This window comes from Novosphingobium sp. Leaf2 (assembly GCF_001421325.1).
In the GTDB taxonomy this organism is placed as follows: domain Bacteria; phylum Pseudomonadota; class Alphaproteobacteria; order Sphingomonadales; family Sphingomonadaceae; genus Novosphingobium.
Map to the genome: position 1 here is coordinate 67,856 of NZ_LMJY01000020.1, position 11,368 is coordinate 79,223.

The 11,368-nt window shown below is 65.2% G+C and carries 10 protein-coding genes and 2 tRNA genes; 9 read left to right on the top strand and 3 right to left on the bottom strand.

Annotated elements, in window-relative coordinates; all coding sequences use genetic code 11:
* The first annotated feature begins 2 nt into the window (after positions 1–2).
* Positions 3–1,925 (top strand): hypothetical protein, encoded by a 1,923-nt coding sequence (locus tag ASE49_RS15730; protein WP_056774676.1) that lies wholly within the window; start codon positions 3–5, stop codon positions 1,923–1,925.
* An 8-nt stretch (positions 1,926–1,933) separates the two neighbouring features.
* Entirely contained in the window at positions 1,934–2,839 is a 906-nt protein-coding gene (locus tag ASE49_RS15735) for a tyrosine recombinase (protein ID WP_056774678.1), read from the top strand.
* Positions 2,840–2,959: 120 nt separating this feature from the next.
* Here ASE49_RS15735 and ASE49_RS15740 read toward each other — a convergent pair whose 3' ends face one another.
* Positions 2,960–3,136 carry a Flp family type IVb pilin gene (locus ASE49_RS15740; protein ID WP_056774681.1) on the bottom strand — a complete coding sequence of 59 codons (177 nt, stop codon included), beginning with the start codon at positions 3,134–3,136 and terminating at the stop codon, positions 2,960–2,962.
* A 424-nt stretch (positions 3,137–3,560) separates the two neighbouring features.
* Between ASE49_RS15740 and ASE49_RS15750 the strand changes: the two genes are divergently transcribed.
* From ASE49_RS15750 to ASE49_RS15760, 3 genes are all read left to right on the top strand, one after another.
* Entirely contained in the window at positions 3,561–4,013 is a 453-nt protein-coding gene (locus ASE49_RS15750; RefSeq protein WP_056774682.1) for a (deoxy)nucleoside triphosphate pyrophosphohydrolase, read from the top strand.
* A gap of 44 nt (positions 4,014–4,057) precedes the next feature.
* Positions 4,058–4,134: transfer RNA gene (locus ASE49_RS15755), tRNA-Arg, on the top strand.
* A gap of 46 nt (positions 4,135–4,180) precedes the next feature.
* Positions 4,181–4,257: transfer RNA gene (locus ASE49_RS15760), tRNA-Arg, on the top strand.
* A 256-nt stretch (positions 4,258–4,513) separates the two neighbouring features.
* Here ASE49_RS15760 and ASE49_RS15765 read toward each other — a convergent pair.
* Positions 4,514–5,128: a hypothetical protein gene (locus ASE49_RS15765; RefSeq protein WP_056774684.1), complete on the bottom strand. Its 615-nt coding sequence runs from the start codon at positions 5,126–5,128 to the stop codon at positions 4,514–4,516.
* A 384-nt stretch (positions 5,129–5,512) separates the two neighbouring features.
* On the opposite strand from ASE49_RS15765, the gene ASE49_RS15770 reads away from it, so the two are divergent.
* The 3 genes from ASE49_RS15770 (at position 5,513) to ASE49_RS15780 (ending at position 9,235) form a co-directional block, all read left to right on the top strand.
* The gene (locus tag ASE49_RS15770; RefSeq protein ID WP_056774686.1) at positions 5,513–7,087 is read left to right on the top strand and encodes a phospholipase D-like domain-containing protein; all 1,575 of its coding nucleotides are present in this window, start codon (positions 5,513–5,515) and stop codon (positions 7,085–7,087) included.
* A complete protein-coding gene (gene folE / locus ASE49_RS15775; RefSeq protein ID WP_056774688.1) occupies positions 7,084–7,692 on the top strand; it encodes a GTP cyclohydrolase I FolE in 609 nt (202 codons plus the stop codon). Before ASE49_RS15770 ends, folE begins: the two co-directional genes overlap by 4 nt.
* Before the next feature lie 73 nt (positions 7,693–7,765).
* Complete coding sequence (locus ASE49_RS15780) at positions 7,766–9,235, top strand: hypothetical protein (protein WP_056774692.1); 1,470 nt, start codon at positions 7,766–7,768, stop codon at positions 9,233–9,235.
* 13 nt (positions 9,236–9,248) lie between these two features.
* Here the strand turns inward: ASE49_RS15780 and ASE49_RS15785 are convergent, their stop codons facing one another.
* Complete coding sequence (locus ASE49_RS15785; protein WP_056774694.1) at positions 9,249–9,728, bottom strand: peroxiredoxin; 480 nt, start codon at positions 9,726–9,728, stop codon at positions 9,249–9,251.
* Positions 9,729–9,906: 178 nt separating this feature from the next.
* Between ASE49_RS15785 and ahcY the strand changes: the two genes are divergently transcribed.
* Positions 9,907–11,328 (top strand): adenosylhomocysteinase, encoded by a 1,422-nt coding sequence (ahcY, locus tag ASE49_RS15790; RefSeq protein ID WP_056774697.1) that lies wholly within the window; start codon positions 9,907–9,909, stop codon positions 11,326–11,328.
* Positions 11,329–11,368 lie beyond the last annotated feature (40 nt).

Sequence of the window (11,368 nt, forward strand, 5' to 3'; positions counted from 1 at the left end):
AAGTGAAGGCTGTCCATCTGCTTGCGGGCGCGGCGCTGGCGCTGACGTCTGCGTGGGTTGCGGCGCAGGACGCGCCCGAATCGCTTCTGCCCAAGTCTTTCGAGGAGCCCTCCCGCGCGCCTGCGCCCCGCCGCACCCCGGCTACGCGACCTGAGCCGAGACCTTCGCCCCGCGCTGCCCCTGCGCGCAGCGAAGTCCCCCGCGCTGCGGCACCGCGCCCCGTGTCATCGACGGCGGCGCCCACCGCGCAGTCCACGCCCGTCGTGCAGGCGCTACCCGCCGGTGCGCCCGCCGCGCTGTCGCCCGTGCCGGCGCTTGCGCAGGACGACGGCACCTTGAAGCGCATCCCCAGCCTGGAAGAGCTGGAGCGGATGTCGCCCGAAGATTTCGAATCGCTGCTGGGCACCAAGGTGTTGATCGACACCCCGCCCGCCGCTCGTCGCAGTGCGAACGAGGCCGGGCTGTTGGGCGCGGACGAGGGCGGCCTGCCGATGGATTCGCTTGCCAGCCAGAACGGCAAGCTCATCCAGATCGCGCTTCTGGGCAACCGGGGCATGCTGGTATCGCGCTGGGGCCACATCCTGCTACGCCGGGCGCTGGCATCGCGCCTCAACCCGCCGCCGGGCATCAGCGGTGCGGATTTCTTGGCAATGCGCGTGGCGCTGCTGCTGCGCATGGGCGAGATCGACGCGGCGCGTGCGGTGCTGCAGGATCTGGACATCGCGAATTACACCCCCGCGTTCGGCCGGGTGGCGTTCGATGTCTATTCCAAGAACGCGGACTTCACCGGCCTGTGCCCGGTGATGGCCACGCAAGGCTCGCTGCAGGACGATCCGGCATGGGGCGTATCGCGCACCATCTGCGAGGCGTTTCGCGGCAACAGCACTGCGGCGCTGTCGGTCCTCGAACGCGATCGCAATCGCGGCACGATGGACCAGATCGACCTGTTGCTGGCGCAGAAATATGCCGCTGCCGCCGGCAAATCGCGCCGCGCGGTGACGATCGAGTGGGACAAGGTCACAACGCTTACGCCGTGGCGCTATGGCCTTGCGGTGGCCGTGGGCCTGGAGCCGCCCGCCCCGCTGCTGGCAGATGCCGGCCCTTCGTATGACTATATCACCGCGCTCGCGCCTGCCGTCAGCCTGACGCGGCGGGCTGCGGCGGCGGACCTGGCGGCGGCGACCGGCGTGTTGTCCAACGCGGCGATGGTGGACCTCTATTCCCAGTTGTATGCGGATGCCGACACCAAGGGCGAGTGGCAATCACGCGCGGAAAACCTGCGCGATGCTTATACGCTGGAAGATCCGGTAGCCCGCCTGGCTGCAATGCGCACCTTGTGGAAGGCGACCGGCGCGGCGCAATACGCGCGCCAGGTGCTGACGGCGGCAGCTGCCGCGCGCGTGGCGCCCACTGCCGCGCTGGCGGACGATGCGGCGGCGCTCATTTCCTCGATGCTGGCGGCGGGCTACGATGCCAACGCGCTGCGCTGGGCCACGGTAGTTCCGTCTGGCTCGCAAGGATGGGGCATGCTGGTGCTGTCCGCGCCGCAGGGGATCAATTCCGTCGATTCGAGCGCGGTCGATACGTACGTCAGCAGCGATGACAGCGCGCGCAAGCAGCGCTCCGCATTCCTGGTGGCCGGGCTGGCGGGCCTTGGCCGGGTGAACAACGGCGTGGCGCAGCGCGTGACGGCGGACGCCGGGATGAGCATGGACGGCGCCACCCGCTGGACCAAGGCGATCGACAGCGCGGCGCAGCGCGGCGATCAGGCCAGCGTCGTGCTGCTCGCCGCGTTCGGGATGCAGGGGGACAGCTGGCAGCGGATGACCCCGCGCTATCTGTTCCACATCGTCTCCGCGCTGCGGCAGGTCGGGCTGGACGCCGAAGCCCGGATGATCGCGGCGGAGGCGGTATCGCGGGTCTGATCGCGCCCATGCCTGCCGGAGAGGATCAGGCGGAGCGGTTCCTGGCGATGCTGGCGGCGGAACGCGGGGCTGCGGCCAACACCCTGATGGCCTATCGCCGAGACCTTGAGGCTGCGCGCGCGGTGCTGGGCGACATCGCCACAGCGAACACCGATGCGCTGGAAACGCTGGGCTCTGCGTGGAGCGACCTGGCCGCGTCCAGTCTTGCCCGGCGCTGCTCCGCCTTGCGGCAGTTCTATGGGTTCCTGGTGGACGAGGGGGTGCGGGCGGACGATCCGTCAGGCGCCTTGCCGCGCCCGCGCACGCGCCGCCCGCTGCCACGCCTGCTCAGCCACGCCGAAGTGGAGCGCTTTCTGGAGCAGGCGGACGAGGAGGCGGTGAGCGAACGGCCTGATGCCGTGCGCCTGCTGGCTTTGCTGGAACTGCTCTACGGATCAGGCCTGCGCGCAACGGAGCTGGTGTCGTTGCCGCTGGCGGCAGTGCCGCGCGACGCGCCGTTTTTGCACGTGACCGGCAAGGGCGGGCAGCAACGCATGGTGCCCGTCAGCGGGCGGGCCAGTGCGGTGCTCTCGCGGTGGCTGGCGGTGCGCAAGGGCGGCTCGCGTTTCCTGTTCCCCTCCAGTGGGGCGAGCGGGCATCTGACGCGGGTGCGGCTGTTCCAGTTGCTGCGGGCGCTGGCGGGCCGCGCCGGGCTGGACCCGCTGCGGGTGTCCCCCCACGTGTTGCGCCATGCGTTCGCCACGCACCTGCTGGAAGGCGGGGCGGACTTGCGCGTGCTGCAGATGCTGCTGGGCCATGCCGATATCGCCACCACGCAGATCTACACGCACGTGGACAGCGCGCGGCTGGTGGAACTGGTCAACGCGCGCCATCCGCTGGGCGGGGTGCGCGGAACGATCAACCGCGAATCGTAGGCGGCGATCGTAGACGGCGGTAGCGCGGCAGAGCCTGCGTTAGCGGGCTGCGTTTGCAGCAGACATGAAAAGGGCGGCAGGTTTCCCCGCCGCCCCGATCAAGTATTCGTTTAGCGGCTGTTAGCCAGCAACGCCCTTCGACATCGAAGAAGACGTCTTGGAGAAGGTCGAGATCAGCTGCGAGCCCATGCCCTGCATCGCGGCAATGGCGGCAACGGCGATAAGCGCGGCGATCAGACCGTATTCGATAGCGGTCGCACCCTTGTCATCACGGCGCAGCTTGGCGAGAAACTTCATGAATTGTCTCCTGATGTAGCAGTCTTGTATACCCGGTCCGCCCCGCTTCAGTCTCTCTTCTGCGCCTTGGACAAGGTGTTCTCTACCGCGTAATCCTTGCCAAACATTTAAGGCTGTAGCGCCTTCAATTCTTTGACGTTGCGGTGGCCTGCTTGCTGGCGATATCGTTCCACATCGCCACTGTCTGGCCTGCCAGCGCCTGCAGGGACGCGAAGATTGCGATCACGATGAAGGCCAGGATCATCCCGTATTCGATCGTCGATATGCCCCGGTGGCAGCGCATGAGCCTTGAAAAGAAGCGAATAAGCCGCATGGTCACCATCGAGTTTGCGCGAGCATCTTCGCGCAGGTGGGGCCGGCATCGCAGCCCGGCGTTAAATTGCCTTTAAGGCAGGAGGCCGACCTGGAAGATCTATCGACACCGATGCTCGTCGTGGCCGTCGCTCTGGTCGACGATATCGGCGACGTTCTTATGCAGCAGCGCAATTTCTCGGCGGTGCATGGCGGCCTATGGGAGTTTCCGGGAGGCAAGGTCGAGGCGGGCGAAAGTCCCGAGGAGGCGGTCGTGCGCGAACTGGCCGAGGAACTGGACGTGCGGATCGACGTGCATGCGCTGCAGCCGGTGGGCTTTGCCAGCGGGCGCACTGCATCGCCGGAGCAGGGTGGGAAGGGGCCTTCGCGCCCGCTGGTGATCCTGCTCTATGCCTGCCGCGAATGGCTGGGCGAGCCGCGCGCACTGGAAGCCGCTGCGCTGCGCTGGCTGCCGGTCGCTGCAATCACCACCCTGGATATGCCGCCGCTGGACTATCCGCTGGCCGCCGCCCTGGAACGGCGATTGGCCGCGCCCGGCGCATATTCGGGGGACGAGACGATATAGGCGTTGACCGCCCGCGATTCCCTTTCTAAAGGCCCACCTCCAACGCGCCCGTAGCTCAGCTGGATAGAGCATCAGACTACGAATCTGAGGGTCGGACGTTCGAATCGTTCCGGGCGCACCACATCCCTTAAGGGGCATCGTGGTCTTGGTTGGACCGAAAATGGTATGCGCCCGTAGCTCAGCTGGATAGAGCATCAGACTACGAATCTGAGGGTCGGACGTTCGAATCGTTCCGGGCGCACCATTTTTCTCGAGCTTCCACAAACGCACTAGCGGCGGCATCCGCGATATTGGCCTTCCTTGCGGACGACTGTTGGGCCGTGCGGCGCTCGTCAGGTTCGATGACGCGTATCGCAAGGTTTCACCGCTCCCCCTCATCGCCGCCCCGCAGCAGGCGTTCGTGATCCAACCGGCAGCGCTCCCGGCTTAGCGATCCGGCAACGAAACGGCCCGGAAGCGCAATGCTTCCGGGCCGTGAATGCGTCTAGAGGACTATAGTCTTACTGCGCCGGTTCGGCCGTGGCGCCAGCGGTCGTGCCGCCTGCAGCGCCGGTAGCCGGGGCAGCGGCAGCCGCCGACTGGGTGGCCTTGGCAAAGTCCGCCGCAGTCATGCCGATTGCCAGCGTGCCATCCGCACCAAGGCCAATGGTGTCCTTCTTGAGCGCGGCAGCCGCGCCGCTGGTCAATTGCACGGTAACGGTATCACCTTCGACCTTGCTGATCGTGCCAATCACCGTGCCGTCGCTGCTCTTCACCGGTGCGTCCGGGACCATCTTGGCGTCCTTGGCGGCGGTGTTTTCCGCCTTGGCGCCATTGACGGCAGCTTCAAGCTGAACCTTCGTCATGGCGATGGTCAGGCCCTTGTCACGCATCACGAACGCCGACTTGGGAAGTCCAGCCCGTGCCGTGCCGGTCGAGACGGTGACGACATCGCCCTGAACGGTTTCCACGGTGCCCACATCCCCGCCCTGCGCGTCATAGACCTTCGCGCCGACGGTGGGGTTCACCGCTGCGGCGGCAGAAGCGGCAGGCGCGGCCTGCGCGGATGCAGCGGCGGGTGCAAGGCCGGCAACGGCGATGGCGCTCAATGCGGCGGAAATCATGATCTTCTTCATGGCTAACTCCTTGTTGGCGGGACGATGGGAGAAGCGTCCCGAAACAAGCCCCGTGTAAGGGCCGTGAATGGTGCCCCGGTTTAAGGCCCGGAAAAAAGGCAGTGCCCCCGTCCGGCTCAGACCGCCTTGCGTGCTTGCGCATGCATCTGGCAGGACGAACCGGATGGTATGCTCATCGTAAATCGACCTTAGGTGAACGGTTGCGGCGGCGAGAGTTGAAGCGAGCCATACTTACGATAAATGCCATTATGGCGTTATTATGCGTGCTAATTTGGCGTTTTGTCCCTTGATTTCCTATGCGGCAGAACGCGAAAAGTCGGTAAGGGAACAAGCAGGGCGCTGGGGGCTTGATCCGCGGTGGTGGAAGTTCCAGCAAGGGTATCGATGGACGGGAAAGCAGGGGAGCGCGTGCCGGCAGGCACGCAGCACGAGGGTGTGTCGCCCTCGGTATGGCGCTACACGATGGCGCGCCGGGCCCATTTGGTAATCGACGCTGCGGACTATTTCGAGGTCATCCGCGAGGCTATGGACGAAGCGCGCCAGCGGATCTTCATGATCGGCTGGGATTTTGATTCGCGGATACTGTTGCCGTCCGGCCGACGCTGGTGGCAGCCCGGTCGGCGGCGCAAGTTTCCGGCGCGGCTGGGCTCGTATCTGGTCTGGCTGGTCAGCAACAACCCGGATCTGGAAATCCGCCTGCTGAAATGGAACTTCGCGGTGGTGAAGTACCTTTTCCGGGGGACGATGCTGTTCGATCTGGTGCGCTGGGCGGTGCGCCCGCGCATCTTCTTCAAATTCGATTCGGCGCATCCGGTGGGATGCAGCCATCACCAGAAGATCGTGGTCATCGACGATGTGTTCGCCGCATGCGGCGGCATCGACATGACATCGGACCGCTGGGATACGCCCGAGCATCGCCCGCACGATCCCCGTCGCCGCAGGCCGACCGGGCGGCTCTATGGTCCCTGGCACGATATCACCATGGTGATGGAGGGCGATGTCGCCGCCGCGCTGGGGGAACTGGGACGGGAACGCTGGAAGATCGCGGGCGGCGGCGATGTGCAACCCTGCCAGCCGCAGGATACATCGCCATGGCCCGGCGGGCTGGAGGCGCAGTTCGAGAACGTCGAGATCGGTATCGCCCGCACGCGAGCGCTGTATGGCGATTGCCCGCAGGTGAGCGAGATCGAGGATCTGTTTGTAGAGCAGATCCGCCGCGCCCGTAACTTTGTGTATGCCGAAACGCAGTATTTCGCCTCGCGCGCGATTGCCGAGGCGATCTGCCAGCGGCTGATGGAAGAGGATCCGCCGGAGTTTTTCATCGTCAATCCGCGCACGGCGGATGGCTGGCTGGAACAGATGGCGATGGATACCGCCCGCGTGGAACTGGTGGAAACGCTCCAGCAGGCGGATCACAAGGGCCGGTTCCACATCTTCAACCCGGTCGCGGTGGATGGCACGCCGATCTACGTCCACGCGAAGCTGACGATCATCGACGACGAGATCCTGCGGGTGGGATCGGCCAACATGAACAACCGGTCTATGGGGCTGGACAGCGAGTGCGACGTGTTCATCGACACCGCCCGGCCAGCCAATGCGCCCGATGCCAACCCGGGTTTGCGTGAGAAGATAACCGCGGTGCGCATCCGCCTGCTGGCCGAGCATTGCGGCATCTCCGAAGCTGCAGTGAGCGCCGGGATCGAAGAGCATGGCTCGATGGCGCGGATGGTCGATGTCCTCAACCGGGACGGCCCCGCGCTGGGGCACAAGTATCTCGAACCGCTGCCCTTGAAAGACCTTTCAGAAACTGAAAGAGCGCTGGGTGAAAGCGGGCTGCTGGACCCGGAGCGGCCGGATGAGATGTTCGAGCCGATCGAACGGCGCGGCTTGTTCCGGCGCAAGGGGCAATTGATGCGCCTGCGCCTGATGAAGCGGTTTAAAAGGACGAAGCGTAGATGAGCGACCTTGTTGCCTCGAACACCCCAGAGCCTCCCCGCAAGCCCGACGTGCCCGAACATGTGCAGCAGGCGATCCGCACCCTGATCGAATGGGCAGGCGATGATCCGGCACGTGAAGGCTTGCTCGATACGCCCAAGCGGGTGGCGCGCGCATGGCTGGAATACTGCCAGGGCTATCAGGAAGATCCGGCGGTCCACATGTCCCGCGTGTTCGAGGAGGTGGGCGGGTATGACGAAGTGGTGCTGCTCAAGGACATTCCTTTCCAGTCACACTGCGAACACCATATGGCCCCGATCATCGGCAAGGCATCCATCGCTTATCTGCCGCACAATCACGTCGTCGGCATCTCGAAGCTCGCGCGGGTGCTGCACGGGTACGCGCGGCGCCTGCAGATCCAGGAACGACTCACCGCCGAAGTGGCGCAGTGCATATGGGATCACCTGAAGCCGCAAGGCGTCGCCGTGGTGATCGAAGCCAGCCATGCCTGCATGACCGCGCGGGGCGTGCGTACGCCGGGGGTGGGCATGATCACTAGCCGGATGATGGGCACGTTCCTGGAAGACCAGCGTTCGCGCAAGGAAGTGCTGAGCCTGATGGGCTACTGACGGCGGGATAGAATTATAGGCTTGCTCCGCCCGGCTGGCGGGGCAAGAGACGCTCGACCACGCAAGCAGGCCCATGATCGAGCATACCCGCCATAGTCCAGCCATCGCCGCCACCCCGGTTGCCCACTTTGTGCGTCCGCTGCTGGCCTGCGTGCCCGCCATGATGCTGTTGGTGCTGCTGCTGCGCGCGGTGTGGGACGTCGACGTCTTTTGGCAGTTGAAGCTGGGCGAACTGATCCTCGATCACGGCGGACCGATCGCGCGTGAGCCGTTCGCTGCGTTGCATGCGCAAGACCTGCTGCCCGCCGTTGCATGGGCCGGGCAGGCGATCATGGCGCTGGTCCGGCGGATCGGTGGCTGGGGCTTGCTGCGGGTGTTCGACGCGCTGTGCTGGCTGGGCGGCTTCTGGGCGGTAGCAGCCGCGTGCCGGCGGCGCGGCGCGGCCCCCGGCGCGGTCGTCCTTGCCCTCGTGCTGGCCTTCGTGGCGGCGCTGCCCACTGCCAGCATCCGCCCGCAGAGCTTTGCCTGTCTGTGCCTTGGCCTGCTGCTGGCGCTGCTGCGCTTACGGTTGAAACCGGCGATCACGATCGCGCTGGGTTTACCGCTGCTGGTGGCGTGGCAGAACCTTCATCCCTCCGTAAGTATCGGCGTCCTGGCGCTGGGTCTGACGGCGTTGCCCGATTGGGTGGCGCGTCTGCGTGGGCGCTCGGATGCCGTTCCCGTTGCGCCCACGGGTCTGGCGTTGATCGGCATTGCGGCGATCTTTGCTACGCCGGACGGCTTTTCAATTCTGGCGATATCCGCGCGCAACGCCGAGGCCAGCATGGCGATCGGCGCGAGTGAGTGGCTGCCGCTGTGGATCCCCGGCAATCACGGCAATGCGCTGCCGATCCTGCTGGTAACGGCGATTGCGCTAAGGCTGGTTTGGCGCACCCAGCGTTTCGACATCGGCGAAGTGGCGGTCGCGCTGGGCCTGCTGGTGCTGACCGTATCGGCCTATCGCTTCGTGCTGTTCTGGGCCGTGGCGATGGTGCCGGTGATCGCCCGCGCCGCCGCGCCGTCCGGACAGCCTGGTATGTCACGCCGTGAATGGGCAGGGCTGTTCATCCCCATCGCACTCGTCGCGATCGTCACGCCGCTGGTGGCGCCCACCCGCTTTGCCCGTAGCCTGCCACTCCCTGCCGTTACCTATCTGCGCCAGCAGCACGTGCGCGGCACTGTCTATGCCGATTTTCCCTTCGGCGGGGTGATCATCGACACCGGCTATCCCGATTGGAAAGTGGCCTACGATGGCCGTTATTACCGGTATGCGCGCGAGGAATGGCAGTACAATGGCGCCATCGAGGCCGGCTTCGTGCCGCTGGTCGACGTGGTGCGCAAATGGAACCCGGCTGCGTTCGTACTGAACGAGGCGCACAATGCCCCGCTGGCTCAGGCCCTGTCACGCAGCCGCGCCTGGCAGCGCATTTATGCCGGGGAGGGGGTGGTGGTGTATCTGCCGCGCTATCGCAGCCGCGCGCCAGCAAGGCCTAACCCCCGCTGACGCGCGCCGTTTGTTAAAGCTGGCCTAGCAGGTGGTCGGCAGAGCTGACCTCGAACGAGCCGGACGCCTCGACGTTGAGCTGCTCCACCACGCCGTCGTTGACGATCATCGAATAGCGCTGGCTGCGCGTGCCCATGCCATACGCCGATCCGTCCATCGTCAGGCCCACGGCCTTGGCGAACTCGGCGTTGCCGTCGGCCAGCAGGGTGATATCGGCAGCGTCGCCGGCCTTGCCCCACGCGCCCATCACGAACGCATCGTTGACAGACGTGCACGCGATCTCGTCGATGCCCTTCGCCTTGAGTTGGTCGGCCTTCTCCACGAAGCCGGGCAGGTGCTTGGCCGAGCAGGTGGGGGTAAACGCACCGGGCACCGCGAACAGCGCCACTTTCTTGCCCGCGAAGTATTCGCCGGACTGCACGGTATCAGGTCCGCTTTCGCCGACCTTTACCAGTTTCACGTCAGGCAGTTTGTCTCCAATGGCGATGGTCATGGCATGCGTCCTTTTCGGCTGATGTATCTTGACGCCGGATATAGGAGCCGGTTTGGCGACGGCAACGCGGATGGGATATAAAGATAGCTTTATATTTGCCTCCAGCGCGGTGAGCGTTTAGGGAGGCGCGATTGCCGGCGCTGTTTGCCGGCCGCAATCATTCCAGGAGTTCGCGCCCGTGGCCACCGCCTCGATCACCGCCCCCGACTATATCATCGCCGACATTGCGCTTGCCGATTTCGGCCGCATGGAAATCGACATCGCCGAAACCGAAATGCCCGGCCTGATGGCCCTGCGCCGTGAATTCGGCGCATCGCAGCCGCTCAAGGGCGCGCGCATCACCGGCTCGCTGCACATGACGATCCAGACCGCGGTGCTGATCGAAACGCTCGTCGCGCTGGGCGCCGAGGTCCGCTGGGCAACGTGCAACATCTTTTCCACGCAGGACCACGCCGCCGCCGCGATCGCTGCCGCAGGTATCCCGATCTATGCCATCAAGGGCGAATCGCTGGCCGATTACTGGGACTACGTGGGCAAGATCTTCGACTGGTCGAGCGAAGGCGATCCCGATCTCACCTGCAACCTGATCCTGGACGATGGCGGCGATGCCACCATGTTCGCGCTGTGGGGCGCACGCGTTGAAGCGGGCGAAGCGCTGTTCGAGCCCGGCAATGCCGAGGAAATCGAATTCGTCCGCGCACTGAACGCGTTTCTGAAGGCCAAGCCGGGCTATCTCACCCGCACGGTCGCCGCGATCAAGGGCGTTTCGGAAGAAACCACCACCGGCGTGCATCGCCTTTATCACCTCGCCAAGGAAGGCAAGCTGCCGTTCCCCGCGATCAACGTGAACGATTCGGTCACCAAGTCGAAATTCGACAACCTCTACGGCTGCCGTGAATCGCTGGTCGATGCGATCCGCCGCGCGACCGATGTGATGCTGGCCGGCAAGGTTGCCTGCGTTGCCGGGTTCGGCGATGTCGGCAAGGGTTCGGCGGCCAGCTTGCGCAACGGCGGCGCGCGCGTGCTCGTCACCGAGATCGATCCGATCTGCGCGCTGCAGGCCGCGATGGAGGGCTACGAAGTCGTCACCATGGAAGACGCGGTGGCCCGCGCCGACATTTTCGTGACTGCCACGGGCAACGAAGCCGTCATCACCGGTGAGCACATGACCGCGATGAAGGACAAGGCGATCGTGTGCAATATCGGCCACTTCGACAGCGAGATCCAGATCGGCGCGCTGGACAATTACGACTGGAAGGAAGTCAAGCCCGGCACCGACCTCGTGACATTCCCGGATGGCAAGCAGATCATCGTGCTGGCCAAGGGCCGTCTGGTAAACCTGGGCTGCGCCACCGGCCACCCCAGCTTCGTGATGTCCGCCAGCTTCACCAACCAGACGCTGGCCCAGATCGAACTGTGGACGAAGAGCGAGCAGTACGAGAAACGCGTCTACGTGCTGCCCAAGCACCTGGACGAAAAGGTGGCCGCGCTGCACTTGGAAAAGCTGGGCGTGAAGCTGACCACGCTCTCCAAGAAGCAGGCCGACTATATCGGCGTGCCCGAAGCGGGTCCGTTCAAGCCGGATCATTACCGCTACTGATCGCCCCGGCGATACCGCGACAGACACACGCTCCGTCATC

What these genes read in the sequence shown, in the direction of transcription:
- ASE49_RS15735 (WP_056774678.1), top strand. Translation starts at nt 1,934, where the DNA reads ATGCCTGCCGGAGAGGATCAGGCGGAGCGGTTCCTGGCGATGCTGGCG.
- ASE49_RS15740 (WP_056774681.1), bottom strand. Translation starts at nt 3,136, where the DNA reads ATGAAGTTTCTCGCCAAGCTGCGCCGTGATGACAAGGGTGCGACCGCT.
- ASE49_RS15750 (WP_056774682.1), top strand. Translation starts at nt 3,561, where the DNA reads ATGCTCGTCGTGGCCGTCGCTCTGGTCGACGATATCGGCGACGTTCTT.
- ASE49_RS15765 (WP_056774684.1), bottom strand. Translation starts at nt 5,128, where the DNA reads ATGAAGAAGATCATGATTTCCGCCGCATTGAGCGCCATCGCCGTTGCC.
- ASE49_RS15770 (WP_056774686.1), top strand. Translation starts at nt 5,513, where the DNA reads ATGGACGGGAAAGCAGGGGAGCGCGTGCCGGCAGGCACGCAGCACGAG.
- folE (WP_056774688.1), top strand. Translation starts at nt 7,084, where the DNA reads ATGAGCGACCTTGTTGCCTCGAACACCCCAGAGCCTCCCCGCAAGCCC.
- ASE49_RS15780 (WP_056774692.1), top strand. Translation starts at nt 7,766, where the DNA reads ATGATCGAGCATACCCGCCATAGTCCAGCCATCGCCGCCACCCCGGTT.
- ASE49_RS15785 (WP_056774694.1), bottom strand. Translation starts at nt 9,728, where the DNA reads ATGACCATCGCCATTGGAGACAAACTGCCTGACGTGAAACTGGTAAAG.